The organism is Falsihalocynthiibacter sp. CO-5D18, assembly GCF_041205445.1.
Classification (GTDB): Bacteria; Pseudomonadota; Alphaproteobacteria; order Rhodobacterales; family Rhodobacteraceae; genus Falsihalocynthiibacter; species Falsihalocynthiibacter arcticus.
The window spans coordinates 80,366-94,903 of the sequence record NZ_JBGFCF010000009.1 but is presented as its reverse complement, the minus strand read 5'-3'; the positions used below and the strand labels follow the sequence as shown (position 1 = coordinate 94,903).

Annotated in this window: 12 protein-coding genes; 3 read left to right on the top strand and 9 right to left on the bottom strand. The window is 54.0% G+C overall.

The genetic code is table 11. From position 1 onward, the window contains the following. Positions 1 to 276 precede the first annotated feature (276 nt). A complete protein-coding gene (locus AB9F27_RS13170) occupies positions 277 to 795 on the top strand; it encodes a CarD family transcriptional regulator (protein WP_039001046.1) in 519 nt (172 codons plus the stop codon). Between the two features lie 52 nt (positions 796 to 847). On the opposite strand, the gene AB9F27_RS13165 is transcribed toward AB9F27_RS13170, so the two are convergent. After that, the gene (locus AB9F27_RS13165; RefSeq protein ID WP_335585712.1) at positions 848 to 1,624 is read right to left on the bottom strand and encodes an adenosylcobinamide-GDP ribazoletransferase; all 777 of its coding nucleotides are present in this window, start codon (positions 1,622 to 1,624) and stop codon (positions 848 to 850) included. A 74-nt stretch (positions 1,625 to 1,698) separates the two neighbouring features. On the opposite strand from AB9F27_RS13165, the gene cobT reads away from it, so the two are divergent. Then, positions 1,699 to 2,715 carry a nicotinate-nucleotide--dimethylbenzimidazole phosphoribosyltransferase gene (cobT, locus tag AB9F27_RS13160; protein WP_335585711.1) on the top strand — a complete coding sequence of 339 codons (1,017 nt, stop codon included), beginning with the start codon at positions 1,699 to 1,701 and terminating at the stop codon, positions 2,713 to 2,715. Here cobT and AB9F27_RS13155 read toward each other — a convergent pair. Both AB9F27_RS13155 and AB9F27_RS13150 read right to left on the bottom strand, forming a co-directional pair. Next, the gene (locus AB9F27_RS13155; RefSeq protein ID WP_335585710.1) at positions 2,712 to 4,586 is read right to left on the bottom strand and encodes a cation:proton antiporter; all 1,875 of its coding nucleotides are present in this window, start codon (positions 4,584 to 4,586) and stop codon (positions 2,712 to 2,714) included. The two genes, cobT and AB9F27_RS13155, sit on opposite strands and share 4 nt — an antisense overlap. Before the next feature lie 69 nt (positions 4,587 to 4,655). Then, positions 4,656 to 5,129 carry an Lrp/AsnC family transcriptional regulator gene (locus AB9F27_RS13150; RefSeq protein WP_369757833.1) on the bottom strand — a complete coding sequence of 158 codons (474 nt, stop codon included), beginning with the start codon at positions 5,127 to 5,129 and terminating at the stop codon, positions 4,656 to 4,658. Positions 5,130 to 5,244: 115 nt separating this feature from the next. On the opposite strand from AB9F27_RS13150, the gene hppD reads away from it, so the two are divergent. Next, entirely contained in the window at positions 5,245 to 6,375 is a 1,131-nt protein-coding gene (hppD, locus tag AB9F27_RS13145) for a 4-hydroxyphenylpyruvate dioxygenase (protein WP_335585708.1), read from the top strand. 24 nt (positions 6,376 to 6,399) lie between these two features. Here hppD and AB9F27_RS13140 read toward each other — a convergent pair whose 3' ends face one another. The 6 genes from AB9F27_RS13140 to AB9F27_RS13115 form a co-directional block, all read right to left on the bottom strand. Beyond that, entirely contained in the window at positions 6,400 to 9,372 is a 2,973-nt protein-coding gene (locus AB9F27_RS13140; RefSeq protein ID WP_369757832.1) for a hypothetical protein, read from the bottom strand. 148 nt (positions 9,373 to 9,520) lie between these two features. Next, positions 9,521 to 10,813 (bottom strand): O-acetylhomoserine aminocarboxypropyltransferase/cysteine synthase family protein, encoded by a 1,293-nt coding sequence (locus tag AB9F27_RS13135; protein WP_335585706.1) that lies wholly within the window; start codon positions 10,811 to 10,813, stop codon positions 9,521 to 9,523. 88 nt (positions 10,814 to 10,901) lie between these two features. Next, positions 10,902 to 11,906, bottom strand: a complete 1,005-nt coding sequence (locus AB9F27_RS13130) for a hypothetical protein (RefSeq protein WP_335585705.1) — start codon at positions 11,904 to 11,906, stop codon at positions 10,902 to 10,904. A 102-nt stretch (positions 11,907 to 12,008) separates the two neighbouring features. Next, positions 12,009 to 12,938, bottom strand: coding sequence for an AEC family transporter (locus AB9F27_RS13125; RefSeq protein WP_335585704.1), 930 nt, complete (start codon positions 12,936 to 12,938; stop codon positions 12,009 to 12,011). A gap of 2 nt (positions 12,939 to 12,940) precedes the next feature. After that, positions 12,941 to 13,732 (bottom strand): MBL fold metallo-hydrolase, encoded by a 792-nt coding sequence (locus AB9F27_RS13120; protein ID WP_335585703.1) that lies wholly within the window; start codon positions 13,730 to 13,732, stop codon positions 12,941 to 12,943. Beyond that, positions 13,732 to 14,529, bottom strand: a complete 798-nt coding sequence (locus tag AB9F27_RS13115; protein WP_335585702.1) for a TatD family hydrolase — start codon at positions 14,527 to 14,529, stop codon at positions 13,732 to 13,734. The genes AB9F27_RS13120 and AB9F27_RS13115 overlap by 1 nt, the downstream gene beginning before the upstream one ends. Positions 14,530 to 14,538 lie beyond the last annotated feature (9 nt).

Genomic DNA, 14,538 nt, shown 5'->3' with positions numbered 1-14,538 from the left:
GCCTATTTTGGGCTCAGAAAACGGCCCTAAATGTGAGAGTTTTTGTGAAATCCCCCATGATTTTAGGGGGTTGTGCAAACCTATGCTGACGTAACTTTCCTATAGGTTGATTTTCTGATATAGTAGGCGAGTAGATACAGACAGTGTCCCGAAGCTGCCCGCTTAGCACAGACCGTGCGCGGGCCTTTTTCTTCTGAGAGGTGCAGACCGAACGTGGCTTTGTCCAAGTCCGCGGATGCATCCCTTGCGCTGTCTCAAAACAAGGAAGAGTGCTGAATGAGCAAATCTAAAAAACTAGACTTTCGCCCCAACGAATTCGTTGTTTATCCTGCGCATGGTGTTGGCCAGATTGTGAATGTTGAAGAGCAAGAAATCGCAGGCATCGTGCTTGAGCTTTTCGTGATTTCCTTTGCCAAAGATAAAATGACACTGCGGGTGCCGACCCATAAGGCGATCGAAGTCGGTATGCGTTCGCTTGCGTCTGCGGATACCGTTGCCCATTGCATGCGTATCCTAAAGGGCAAAGCCAAGGTGAAACGCGCGATGTGGTCGCGCCGTGCACAAGAGTACGAACAGAAAATCAATTCCGGCGACTTGTTGGCCATTGCTGAAGTTGTGCGCGACCTTCACCGCACAGATGATCAACGCGAGCAAAGCTATTCCGAGCGTCAACTTTATGAGGCGGCGCTAGAGCGTTTGACCCGTGAAGTTGCGGCTGTTTCTGGTGAGGGCGAAGACCTCGCACAGCAACAGATCAACGACGTTTTGGATTCGCGCGCACCTGCCGCAGCCTAAGCTTCAAATACGATTTTAGAGAACGCGCTCAATGAAAGTTGGGCGCGTTTTTCTATGCGGGGAGGGCCGAGACGACGGCTGCGAGAAACGCAATTTCCGTCAGTTGCTGCGAAGTGCCCAAAATGTCGCCCGTTTGACCGCCAATCTTTTTCTCAGCGATCCACGCCAAAGCGCCAACTGCGATTGCCGCGAGCAATACGCCATGTAAAATTGTGCCGCCTAAGAAGAGAAAGCCGATCAAAAGCGCGATCAAAACGGCAAGTAAAGCGGTTTCTAGGCGTGGACGCCCAACACTGTGGGAAAGGCCCATACTGCGCGCTGGTTCCATTTTGGCCATCAGCAAGGCCATGGGCGCACGGCTCATTGCACAGGTCGCGATGATGGCCCAGAGATGCCCAGATGCGATCAAGGATAAAATCAACCCGAACCGAACCAAACCAGACACGGCAAGCGCCAAAACACCATAGGCACCAACGTGGCTATCCTTCATGATTTCGAGGCGTCGTTCGCGTGTATGCCCTCCCCAAAGCCCGTCAAATGTATCCGCAAGCCCGTCTTCGTGCATTGCGCCTGTCACCATAATGAGTGTCGCCAAAACCACCCCAGCGACCGCCACATTCGGCAGACCAAATGCCATTGCCGCCCATCCAGCGAGAACCGCAGCAAAACCAATCGCCGCGCCTGCAATTGGATAGGCCCATGCCGCCGAGGCCGCTCGTTTCTGCGCGGCTTCTTGGCTTACTTCGACGGGGAAGCGGCTTAATATGCCAAGGGCAATTGGAATATCTGTGACTTGCATGAGGGGCGTGTCGTTTTGAGGCATCTTCATGCCCTTTCTGTCGCTATACAATCTCAAAGCTAGGGTACTCACTGCTGGCACGTACCGCAATAAAGGATCACAATATGAGCGCACCATTTTCCACTTTGGCCGAGTTTGAAAAGGTGTTTGCCGACGCCAAATCTGCAGATCCTGAAGTCGTTTTAGCCGCGCGGGCGCGTAATGCCCAACTCACCAAACCCCCGCAAGCGTTAGGGCGCCTCGAAGACCTTGCCATTTGGTACGCTGGCTGGCGTGGAACAGACCGCCCTTCGATTCATGCGCCACAGGTGGTGATTTTTGCGGGAAACCATGGTGTTGCCGCCCAAGGCGTGTCAGCTTTTCCGCCCGAAGTTACGGCGCAAATGGTGATAAATTTTGAGCACGGCGGCGCGGCGATCAATCAGCTTTCCAAAGCGTTTGGCGCGAAGATGACTGTGCATGCACTTTCGTTGGATACACCAACAGCAGATTTCACGACGGCTCCGGCGATGAGCGAAGCAGAGGTCGTTGAGGCCTTGACGGTTGGCTGGAACGCGGTCGATCCTGCCACGGACCTTCTGGTGACAGGTGAAATGGGCATTGGCAATACAACCTCTGCCAGCGCAATTCTGGCGGCGATCTTTGGTGGACAAGGTGAGGACTGGACCGGGCGCGGAACCGGTGTGGATGACAAGGCCTTAGCCGCGAAAATTTCCGTAGTCAACGCGGGGCTTGCCCTACATTCCAGCGCTCTTGGTGCTCCCCTTGAGGTGCTGCGTTGCCTTGGGGGGCGTGAAATCGCCGCAATGGCAGGCGCCATAGCACGAGCGCGGATCGAAGGAATTCCAGTCATTTTGGATGGGTTTATCTGCTGCTCTGCGGCGGCAGTTTTGCACGCGTTGAATGCAAATGTACTTGACCATGCTGTTGCGGGACACGTCTCAGCCGAAGGCGCGCACGGGGCTGTCTTGAAAAAACTTGGCAAAGAACCGTTGCTTGATCTTGGGCTTCGTCTTGGAGAAGGGTCGGGCGCGGCCTTGGCTATTGGGGTTTTGATTGGTGCCGTGGCCTGTCACTCGGGCATGTCCACCTTCGCAGAGGCGGGGGTTTCTAACGACTAATTTTCAGAGGATTTCCGGATTGCCAAAAGGGCAGCTTCGAGGTCTTTGGCGAATTCCTTGGAGCGCTCGATATATGCGGGATTCTCGCCAAACGGGACCCGTGGATCATAAAGAGCCGCAAGTTCGCGGACGGCAATACGGTCGTGCGTTTTGAATGTCTGTTCGGCTTCTGCGGCTTCGTATTTGGAGAGGCCAACGTTCTCTAAAACATAGCGACCCGCGCGAAGAGAACTGTCAAAAAGTTCGCGCACGATATCGTTCGCACCCGCGGCATAAAGGCGATATACGTCTCCGCGATCGCGCGCGCGCGCAATGATATGGATGTCGGGGCGTTTGCTGCGTGCGTAGGTTACAAGGCGCAGGGCGGCTTCGGGGTCATCGAGGGCCACCACCAAAACGCGTGCCTTTGCGAAGCCTGCAGCATTGAGGACTTCGGGGCGTGTCGGATCGCCAAAGAACCCTTTAAACCCGAATTTTCGCATCACCTCAACAGTGGCAAGATCGTGGTCCAGAACCGTTGTTTTGAAGCCCGCAGATTGAACCAGCCGTGTTACGACCTGCCCAAACCGTCCGATTCCCGCAATAATAATGGGGTTCTGCTCGTCTATTTCATCTTCCTTCTGGTGCGCCTTGGTTTCTTTTTTTGAACGCTGTGCCAGAAACTCATACAGGAGAAACAGGAGAGGCGAGAGAAGCATCGAAAGCGCGATAATCAGGAGGATCTTCTCGCTTAAGTCGCGCGGAATGATGTTTTGGGTGAGCGAAAAGGACGCCAGTACAAAACCGAATTCACCCGCTTGAGCGAGGCCCAGTGAAAACAACCATTGGTCAGGGCCTTTCAATTTGAACGCAAAACCAATGACAAAAAGAACCAAAAATTTAAAGGCCAGCAGCATTATGGCAAAGCCGAGGATTTGTATGGGGTTCCCGATCAACAGCGCAAAGTTGATGCCCGCACCGACGGTGATAAAAAAGAGGCCAAGGAGCAATCCTTTGAAGGGCGCGATATCGCTTTCGAGCTGATGACGGAATTCGGAGTTTGCCAATACCATTCCCGCCAAAAAGGTCCCAAGAGCCGGCGAGAGGCCGATCAACAACATAACGGCCGCGATGAACACGACAATCACAAGGGAAAGCGCGGTGTATAATTCCGGCAAATGTGCGGAATGGATAAACCGAAACAGCGGACGGGTAAGATAGGCCCCCCCAAGTATGATCAGGAGAATTACCGTGATTGTCACAAAGGTCGTGCCAAAAGGTGAGAGGGCCGAGAACCAAGTGTTGATAGGCTCAAACGGGCCGAATTTGGGGCCGTGCTCGCTCGCAATTTGCGCAGCAGCTGGCTCATTATACACTCCTGTGAGCGCGAGAAGGGGGAGAAGCGCGAGAATGGGGATTACGGCGATATCTTGGGCCAGAAGCACAGAAAAGGACGCCCGCCCCCCGTTCGTTTGCATCAGGTTTTTCTCGTTTAAAGTTTGCAAAACGATGGCTGTTGAAGAGAGGGCAAGCGTAAGGCCGACGGCCAGTGCTTGCGGCCAAGGAAGTTGGAAATACAGCGCAATTGCCGTGATGCCCCCCGTCGTGAGCACCAGCTGCAAGCCACCAAGCCCAATGAGGCGGTGCCGCATAGCCCAAAGCGCGCGCGGCTCAAGCTCAAGGCCGATGAGGAACATCATCATGACGACGCCAAATTCGGCGAAATGTTGAAGGCTTTGTGTCTCGGTGCCCACGAACCCGAGCATCGGGCCGATTATGATCCCCGCCAGAAGATACCCCAACACCGAGCCTAGCCCAAATCGCATGGCAATCGGCACGGCAATCACAGCGATCCCGAGGTAAATAGTTGCTTGAAATAGGAAACTTTCCATAGGGATGACCTTAAGGGGAGTTGCACGGGAGGTGTAGTTCAATTCGCGATGAAAAGTGATTTTCGGACGTCAAAGTGGCAGTGGTGCGTCAATTTTAAATTGGTCCATAACGATTTGGCTCTGAACACGGGCGACGGAAGGGTGAGGCAGAAGCACTTCGTGGATTAAACGATTGAGCGACGGAAGGTCTTCGCAATAACACCGCAACATATAGTCGGCCGCACCGGTAAGTGTCCAAGCGGACGTGACCTCACGGCAGGTCCCGATGAGGCGCATGAAACTGGTCGCGTTTTCGATCCCATGCGTTGCCATGGAAACCTCAATGAATGCCTGAACAGATAGGCCAAGCGCAGCAGGATCAAGGCGCGCCGTGTAATGGTGAACATATCCTTCGGTTTCAAGTCGCTGGCGGCGACGGCCCACTTGGCTCGCGCTCAGGCCGAGTCTTTGTGCCAACTCTTGGGCTGTGAGGCGGGCGTCCTGTTGCAGGGCGCCGAGAATATCTAAATCCATTCGATCAAGCGGGGTGCGTGTATTTTTCATATTACTAACATATTATGCAATATATGTGTGAATCAATAGCCATTGAGTGCCATTTCGCGCACATTACGCGCGATACTGCAGATAGCCTGTGTTTAGCGCACACAGGAGATATAAAATGGGACCCTTCCCTCACAATGCCCCCCGCCCAAAAATTACCGCAGAAAATCCCGCTGGAACAGATGGATTCGAGTTTGTCGAATTCGCCCACGAGAACCCGCAGGAGTTACGCGATCTATTCTCTCGGATGGGGTACAGTCACACCGCCACACATAAAACCAAAGCTATTGAACTTTGGCAGCAAGGTGACATTACCTATATTTTGAACGCCGAACCTGGCTCAATGGCGATGGAATTCGTGAGTGAACATGGCCCGTGCGCCGCTTCTATGGGGTGGCGGGTTGTTGATGCTCAGAAGGCCTACGACCACGCCATTTCCGCCGGTGCAACACCGTTTGATGCCGACACAAAAACGCTCGACGTGCCTGCGATTGTGGGTATTGGCGGCTCACTCATTTATTTCATCGACGCCTATGGCGACTATGGCTCCGCCTACGGAGATTTTACTTTCCATCGCACAGAACCTGTTGAAGGCGTTGGGTTCTATTACCTCGATCACCTCACCCATAACGTCCACAAGGGCAATATGGATACGTGGTTTAATTTCTACAGCGGCATCTTTGGCTTCAAACAAATTCGCTTCTTTGACATCGCGGGGAAATACACGGGTCTGCTAAGCCGCGCGCTCACGTCGCCTTGTGGTCGTATCCGCATTCCGATCAATGAGGACCGAGGAGAAACTGGGCAAATTGTGGCCTATCTTAAGAAGTACAAAGGCGAAGGTATTCAGCATATTGCCGTCGGTTCGAATGATATTTACGCTTCCACTGATGCGATTGCAGAGCGCGGGCTTAAATTCATGCCCGGCCCGCCAGACACATATTACACCCTCTCCAAGGATCGTGTTATTGGGCATGACGAGCCGATTGCTCGCATGAAAAATCACGGCATACTTATTGATGGCGAAGGTGTTGTGGATGGTGGTGAAACGAAAATTCTGCTTCAAATTTTCTCAAAAACAGTGATCGGTCCCATTTTCTTTGAATTCATTCAACGCAAAGGGGACGACGGGTTTGGCGAGGGCAATTTCAAAGCGCTGTTTGAATCCATCGAGCAAGAGCAAATCGATAACGGCGAACTTGATACCGAAAAAGACGCTGAAAACGGTGCGGGAGTAGCCGCAGAATAAACTTCGGTCTTGCCGCTACGCGTGTTAACCGCGTGGCGGCATTTTTAATGATATATTGCGCCCGCCTTTGACATAACGGATTTCGTCCGCGCCGATGGCCGCTACTTTTCCGCCGTCCACACGGTCGCCTACGCTGACTTCGATTATTTTGCCATTGCCCATACGCACAAGGGCGGAGCGTTTTGACGGGGTGCCGTAAACGCCAATTAGCGCGATTTTTCTTAGAGATATCATGTTCTTTTGTGTTGCCTCTTTTGCGACGGACGCGCGGGTTGGAATTTTTGGCCCCGTCGCCGCGGCGCTTGGTTTTGCGGCCACTGCTGCCACAACGGTTTCTTTTTCAGCAACGTTCTTGGGGTTGGCGCGAGCCTTCTCTACAAGGGCGGCAAAGTTGTTCGGTCGCGTCTTTGGGATACGTGAGGTGCTGACGGCAAACTCTGTTGCTGTTGTGCTGAGAGCGACGCCTTCGGGGGAAGTTTGTGCCGCGATCTGTTCGGACACTGGGCGCGGTGCTGGACGAAGGCGGGCCAACTGCTCTCGTGTGCGTCCACCCAAGAGGGCGATTTCGCGTAAATCTGCTAAGTTTTCTGGGCGTGCCAAAGGCCGCTTATTGCCAATTTCGGTCTGGACCAAATCGGTGGTCTGGAGGACGTCGCCGGTATCGGGGCGCGGCGCGGCGCGTTTAGGAGGCGGACCGGAAAAAACCAAAATTCCGTCGGGATTGATCGTCCCATCCGCTGAAGGAACAACGAGACCATTGTCGCCAAGCGCAAAAGTGCTTCCGGCAGGGGCGGGCGACGGTTGCTGTGGAATGGGGGAGTCATCTGGAAGGGCGTCCGCTGTCGGAAGCGCCACTGGGTCAGACAAATCAACTTCCGGATCAAGAGACGGAACATAGAGATGGTCGGTATCTTCAATCTCTGGCGCTGATTTGAGGTCTGGCGACCGTTGCCAAATCCCAGAGTCGCTATAGGTTTTTTCGGCCTCGGCCACAGTCAGCGGGGCAGGGCGACTCGGCTCTACTGCATTCAGCGTCTGATCCGATGGGATTTCCAGCTCGAGATCAAATGCGTCAGCCTCAGCTTCAATTTCAACATCTGCGTTAAAGGCTGCAAAAACAGAGTCTTCTGGCAGTGCCGTTTCTTGGGCTGATGTTTGCGCTTGGGCGTTGAATTCCGTGAAGGTTCCCACATCGGAGTCGATATTGATGCGCGCGTCCTTAATCGGTCCCATAACAGACCAAAGAACGGCAATACCCATGACCAAAAGAAGCGCCAAAAGGAGAAAAAGGCCCAAGAAACGTGGCGTTTTCGATGAGGACGCTTTGCTCTTTCGTGCCCCAAATACAGTGACGTCCAATGGGGGCTGAACTGCGGCGGGTTTGAAGTCGTTGTCACGCGCAAGTTGTGCCTCATGTCCAAGGCTTGCGCTTAAATGCTCGCTGTCGGGCAATTCCATATCCGCTGAGGTGACATGGGCGTGCGCCAAGCGTTCCTCAAAACTTGGAATTGGATCCGAGCTCGCGCTTTCGCTGACAACAGGCGTGGGAATGATGGGCGCAAGAAGGGGGAGAGGCTCTGATTTTGTGACGACGACGGGATCAGGAGAAAGGACCGCGTCCGAAGGCTTCTGACGGGTTTCGCTGGCCTCGATATCGGTCGGCTCGCGTGTCGAGGCAAAGGGGGGTGTTTGGGTGTCTTCCGACTGTGACTTTCTGCGCCACGACGTAAGTCCCCTTGCGGTTTGCGTTAGGGATTTGCTTGCGGGCTTTTCGCTTTGCTTCGCCCCGTTGTTTTTCAAGCGCTCGGCGATCCCGTCGGGAATCTTTGGCGCAGCCACAGGACGGTGCACAAATTCGCCCGCGCCCCCTGTATCACTGCGCTCGGCTGTGAGTGCTTTGCGCGACACGGCGATTGAGGGTGGCACAGAGGATGTGCCCTTCACCTTGGATAAATGCGCAGGAATTGGGGGGGTCTGTTGGTTTAAAACAGGTTTTTTCGCGTCAATGCTCGAAAAAAACGCCTCAAGGTCGGGGACGCTGGTGGTGTCAGGGGCTTCCTCGTTTTGAAATTCAAGGTCATCTGAGGGGCCTTTGTCGCTTTCAGTCGCTTCTGAGGTGTCCAATTGCGGATCAACTTGTGTGCTGATGCTCGCTTCTTCCTCGCTTTCAGGCTGCGTTCCTAGCGCAATCGATAAACGCCTTTTACTGCTCGAAATTTTGTCCTCTTTCGAGGCTTCTGGATCGGAAATTTCGGGTTCAACTACAGGTATGTCGTCGCTTGGGACTGTGTCTTCGGCTACTGTCTGCTGAGTAACTTCTGGTGCGGAAATCTCCGTCGGTATCTCGCTCATAAGCTCTTCGGTGGGCTTGACTTTGTCTTCAGCCGCAGGTGTCAACAGGACTGATTTCTGTAGCTTTCCTGAGAAAATCTTGTTTTTACCGTTGGGCATTTTGTCTAAAATAACAAAGGCTTCAACGTCTTTTTCAACGGCATCTTCTTGGTCAAGAAATGCGGATGAAAAGGCTGTTGCCCCAAAGAAAGGTTCCCCTTCGAAATTGGCATCCGTCGTATCCCCAACAAAGGAAACAGGGTTGAAACGATGCTCTACGGCAAAGGCTTCGGCTTCTTGCAATGTTTCTTTGGCCACGGCGGCCACATTCACCATATCACCTGCAACACGCCAATCAAACACGAGTTCCGATGGATCATAGGGTGTCAAATCTCGCAAGGCTTCACGGATTTGCGCCTCTCGGCTTGCGTCATCTGGCCCTTGTGCGGTGAGGCTTGTGAATAGGATTTGGGAGTTTGGCAGAATGAGTTTGCTGCTCAAACCACTGCCAGAAAGCTTGGTTGCTTTGTTGCGCAAATAGGCGAGCGTTTCTGCGAGGTCGGGCGTGTCGAGATCCGTCTCACCAACGAGTCGCCATCCCCCAGTTGCGCGGGAGAACAGGCGAATGCCTTCGTGAGAAAGGTTTAGGGCAAAACTTGGCTTCATCCTCTTGATCTACCACATATTAGAGTCATCTTGGCACCCCCAATTGCGCCAAATTTTACCGAGGAGGCGTATTCTTGCCCATAGCAAAATACGGCATATTGCGAAGCGGTTTTTGGGGGATGAGGGGGGCGAACCCCCCTCGATTTTGTTAAGCCGTTGCTTTGGTAAGGGCTTGGTCCAAGTCAACTTTCAAATCTGCGACGTCCTCAATTCCGATCGAGAGGCGCACGACATTTGGAGCAGCGCCCGCAGCTTCTTGCTGCTCTAGCGACAATTGGCGGTGGGTTGTCGAGGCAGAGTGGATAACCAAGCTGCGCGTGTCTCCAAGATTGGCGACGTGGCTAAAGATTTCGAGGCTATCCACAAACTTGAGGCACGCGTCATAGCCGCCTTTAAGCGCGATGGTAAAGAGCCCTCCCGCACCTTTGGGGCAGACTGTTTCAATGCGGCCATAGTAGGGCGACGACGGCAGGCCCGCATAGGTCACATAGTCAACTCTGGGGTCTTTTTCGAGCCATGTCGCCAGTTCAAGCGCGTTCTCGACGTGGCGTTGCATGCGCAGCGAAAGCGTCTCGGTACCCATCAAAGTATAGTGGGCGGCTTGCGGGTTCATGGTCATGCCAAGGTCGCGTAAACCAATGGCAATACCGTGGAATGTATAGGCCATCGGGCCAAATGTGTCTTTGAACACGAGGCCGTGGTACGCGGGTTCTGGCTGGGACAGCGACGGGAATTTATCGTTGGCACCCCAATCAAAATTGCCCGAATCCACAACGCAACCGCCCGTGACCGTGCCATTGCCAGTGAGGTATTTCGTGGTGGAATGCACAACCAATGTGGCCCCAAGGGCGATTGGATTGCAGAGATATGGCGTCGCGGATGTATTGTCGACGATCAACGGAATACCTGCCGCGTCGGCGATTTTCGCAATGGCCGGAATATCGGTGATATAGCCGCCCGGATTTGCGATACTTTCACAGAAAATGGCGCGGGTGTTTTCGTCGATTGCCGCCGCAACCGCCGCCTCATCGTCAAAATCAACAAATGTGGCTGACCAACCGAAACGTTTGATCGTGTGGCTGAATTGCGTGATTGTGCCACCGTAAAGACGGGTGCTGACGACCACATTCAAACCCGGTTGCATCAGGGGAAAGAGCGCCATGATCTGGGCTGCGTGACCTGAGGAGCAGCAAACACCGCCAATGCCACCCTCAAGGGTTGCGATGCGTTCTTGCAGAACTGCGACGGTGGGGTTGGTTAGGCGGGAGTAAATATACCCGACTTCTTGCAGGTTAAACAACGCGGCGGCGTGATCCGCATCGCGAAAAACGTAAGCTGTTGTTTGATAAATTGGTGTTTGGCGTGCGCCTGTCGCGGGGTCGGGGTGTGCGCCCGCGTGAATTTGTTGGGTGTCAAAGCCGAGGGATTTTACGTCACTCATTGGAACCTCCTTATGAAAATCTCTAGAAGACTAGGCAAAAGTCTGCATCGCAACAATGGCTTAATTCAGCTTGAGAAAAACTTTGCCATTAACGCATCCAAAACCCTTCGCGCCGAAGCGTGTTTCGGATAACTTTTTCACGGCGCGGAAGGTTGTCTTGATCAAAAAGCGCGCGGGCTTTGCGTCCGCGCCCCTGATAGATCATGCGCTTGATCGGGTCATAGAGTTTTAGACGTTTTTTAAGCTTATTGGGGGCTGCTACGGCCTCAAGAATTTCGAGGGTCCGTTCAGGTTCGCGCGCATAAAGGAGGGGGAGAAACCTGTAGTGGCAACTCGTTTCACCATCCAGTTTGCTGACCGACGGAGAGGGGCGACCGCCACCAAAGGAGTGAATGACCAAGGGGAGCGCGACTTGATCGAGCCACGGGGTGAGCGGCTGACAAACAAGCTCCTCTGGGGTGTCGTCGCGAATTTCGAGGGCATATTCGAGGAAGCGGGTGCCGAATTCATGCGGGCAGCGAAAGTAGAACCATCCAGCGTTAAAATAAAGGTAGCGCTCCCAGTATTCATCGGGTTGCGAGAGATCGAGCGTGCTTTCAAATTCAAGACCAAAGCGATCATAAAGTGATTTCCATGTCTGGGTATATCCGGGGCCGTAAAGCTCTTGTTCGGGCCACGTTCCTTCGCGCTTCATCGAAGCGGACGGGCGATCAAAGTCAAATTCGATCTCATCCAAGGGGCCGGTCACCAAAGTATCGGTGTCGAAAAAGACGAAATTCTCGCCCTTGGGCATCGCAAGCAGAGCTTCGATTTTATTGCCATTGGGATAAGCTTTGCCAAAATACTGGTTCTCAAACGGCAGGATTTCCGCCCCCATATCCGTAAGCGCGTCGTGGATATCGGAGGGCATGCGGGGGGCTTGTCCGCGCCAAAGATCCGAGGGCTGGGGTTCGGCGACAAAAACGCGGCCATTGAAGTTCGGCGAACTCGCGCGCAGGCTGGCCACAAAAAGCAAGGCTTCATAGGCGAGGCGTCCATTTTGCCCGATGATCAAAATGTTGAATTTTTGGCCGACGTCAGATTTCTTTGCCATAATGTACGCGCTCTAACCATTTTTTGCTCTGTGGGAACTATAGCCGCTAATCGGTTCTGTCAAAAGGACAATTGGAGCGTGGCCCGCGTTCCAAAGTTTACCCTAGGGCAGAACCGCGAGCCAAAGCCAAATCGTGCCAATAGAAAGGGCGGTCGCAATGAGCACAGTCGAGGCCGCGACACGCTTCGCGACACCGTACATATTTGCAAAAACATAGGCATTCACACCCGGCGCCATAGACGCCGTGAGGACGGCGGATCGCAGGCTCTGTGTTGGTAATTCGAGTTGGGTTCCCATCGCAAATGTGATCATCGGATGCACGAGCAGCGAAAGGGTGACCGCAAAGAAAATCGTGCGTAAATCCCCTTCAGGGCGATAGCGAAAGAGCACGCCTCCGAGAGCAAAAAGCGCGACGGGCAGTGCAGTTCTTGCCACGAGATCAATGGCGTCGGACAGGGGCGTCGGGATGTAGAGGCCCGTCAGATTAACTACGAACCCCAGTGCGATGCCGATGACCAAAGCGTTTCGGAACATCGCGCGCAAGACGGCGCGCCCCGTTGCAAGGGGGCTTCCGCCGCGATTGCGAACGACTTCCATGACGGTGATGCCAAGTCCGTAACAGAAGGGCGAGTGCACCGCGATGATCGCGTAATTTGCCTGAAGAGCGTCGGGGCCAAATGCCCGTTCCGTGATGGGCAGACCAAGCAATAGGGAGTTTGAAAAAAGCCCGCAAAACCCAATGGCCACACAATCTTCCCACGGGCGTTTAAACAAAAAACGCGCTCCAAACATACCGAGGACAAAGCAAATTGTGGCCCCTGCATAAAAGCTGAGGAGAAGGCGCGGGTCGAGATTTTCGCTTAAATCCAGCGTCGAAATGGCTCGAAATAGCAGGCAGGGAATCGCGAAATACTGGGTGAACCTCATCAGGGCATCGACACCATCGTCGGAAAATAGCTTTTTCCAAACAACAAGATAGCCCGCACCTATAACCAAAAAAACCGGCAAGATGACATCAATGAGCGCTTGCATGGTTAGCCTTTGGTTTCGATCACCATACCATCAAAGGCAGGGGTCACGTTTGCAGGCAATTCGCTGGCGAGGGTCTGGAAGTCTAAATCGATATGCATGTTTGTAATGACCGCGCGCTCCGGGGCGGTTTGAGCGATCCAGTCCAAGGAGGTCTCAAGATTTATGTGGCTTGGATGGGGCTTGTAGCGAAGAGCGTCGAGCACGAAAACTTCAAGTCCGTTGAGGCGACTGAACGTGTCTTCACTCATCGCGGAAACATCGGGAAGATACGCCAAGCCCCCCATGCGAAACCCCAGCGCCGTGATGCGTCCATGCTGAACGGGAAGGGGGGTAAAGGTGATGTCGCCACCCGGTCCCTCAACCACAAAATCCTCGTCATCAATCGAGTTGAGATCGCAAATGGGCGGGTAGTCGCTGCCCTTTGGTTGCACAAAAGCATAACCAAATCGCGAGATTAGATCGTTGGTTGTGTCGCTGTCGGCCCAAACGGGCATGCGTGTGCGCGTGTTGAAAACGATTTGGCGAATGTCATCGAGGCCGTGCATGTGGTCGGCATGGGCGTGGGTCATCACCACGGCGTCCAACGTGCCGACCTCGGCGGCCAAAAGCTGGGCGCGCATGTCGGGCGATGTATCGATCAACACGCGGGTAACCCCGTTGGGGCCAATTTTTTCAACCAACATGGAGCAGCGCTGGCGGCGGTTTTTTGGGTTCTGCGGATCGCACGCGCCCCAAAGCCCACCCAATCGAGGGACGCCACCTGAGGAGCCGCAACCCAATATAGTGAAACGCATCACGATGGAGTCCAAGCCGCGGCTTTTGCAAACAGCCGATCAAAATTTAACTGGGTTTGGGTGGCGAATTCCGCGAAGGGCATGTCAAAGACCTCAGCGCCGACGGCGGCAGTTAGAGCACTAAATGCAGGTTCGTTGCGCTTGCCACGGTGGGGCGGTGGCGCAAGATACGGTGCGTCCGTTTCGACCAGAATCCGGTCCACGGGGGCCGAGGCAAAGATTTCACGAAGCTCGGTAGAACGTGGAAAACTGGCGATGCCAGACATCGAAAGGTAGAATCCAAGATCAAGGGCCGCGCGGCCCAATTCGGCACTGCTTGAGAAGCAATGCATAACACAGGAAAAGGCACCCGCCGCGTGCTCTTGTGCCAAAATACGCGCCATGTCGTCGTCGGCCGCACGCGCGTGGATGACGAGGGGAAGGCCTGTTTGACGGGCGGCCTCGATGTGAATGCGCAGGCTTTCCTGTTGAATATCAAGGCTTTCTCGGGTGTAATGGTAATCAAGTCCCGTTTCGCCAATGGCGACGAATTTTGGGTGTTTCGCAAGATCGACAAGCTCTTGTACTGTTGCCATCGGCTCTTCGGCGGCACTCATAGGATGCGTCGCCGCGGCCCAAAAAACGGGATCATAGGCGTCCGCAATCGCGCGAACGTTCGCGGCATTTTTGAGGCGCGTACATATAGTCACCATGCGGCTTACACCTGCGGCCTGAGCGCGAGCAATGACGTCAGGAAGTTCGTCGGCGAAATCCGGAAAATCAAGGTGACAGTGGCTATCGGTAATTTGGGGCAGCATCCGGAATCC

Bases quoted from the DNA above. Each gene is read 5' to 3' on its own strand.
- AB9F27_RS13140 (WP_369757832.1), bottom strand. From the start codon at position 9,372: ATGAAGCCAAGTTTTGCCCTAAACCTTTCTCACGAAGGCATTCGCCTG.
- AB9F27_RS13135 (WP_335585706.1), bottom strand. From the start codon at position 10,813: ATGAGTGACGTAAAATCCCTCGGCTTTGACACCCAACAAATTCACGCG.
- AB9F27_RS13115 (WP_335585702.1), bottom strand. From the start codon at position 14,529: ATGCTGCCCCAAATTACCGATAGCCACTGTCACCTTGATTTTCCGGAT.
- AB9F27_RS13130 (WP_335585705.1), bottom strand. From the start codon at position 11,906: ATGGCAAAGAAATCTGACGTCGGCCAAAAATTCAACATTTTGATCATC.
- hppD (WP_335585708.1), top strand. From the start codon at position 5,245: ATGGGACCCTTCCCTCACAATGCCCCCCGCCCAAAAATTACCGCAGAA.
- AB9F27_RS13125 (WP_335585704.1), bottom strand. From the start codon at position 12,938: ATGCAAGCGCTCATTGATGTCATCTTGCCGGTTTTTTTGGTTATAGGT.
- AB9F27_RS13155 (WP_335585710.1), bottom strand. From the start codon at position 4,586: ATGGAAAGTTTCCTATTTCAAGCAACTATTTACCTCGGGATCGCTGTG.
- AB9F27_RS13150 (WP_369757833.1), bottom strand. From the start codon at position 5,129: ATGAAAAATACACGCACCCCGCTTGATCGAATGGATTTAGATATTCTC.
- AB9F27_RS13120 (WP_335585703.1), bottom strand. From the start codon at position 13,732: ATGCGTTTCACTATATTGGGTTGCGGCTCCTCAGGTGGCGTCCCTCGA.
- AB9F27_RS13165 (WP_335585712.1), bottom strand. From the start codon at position 1,624: ATGAAGATGCCTCAAAACGACACGCCCCTCATGCAAGTCACAGATATT.
- cobT (WP_335585711.1), top strand. From the start codon at position 1,699: ATGAGCGCACCATTTTCCACTTTGGCCGAGTTTGAAAAGGTGTTTGCC.
- AB9F27_RS13170 (WP_039001046.1), top strand. From the start codon at position 277: ATGAGCAAATCTAAAAAACTAGACTTTCGCCCCAACGAATTCGTTGTT.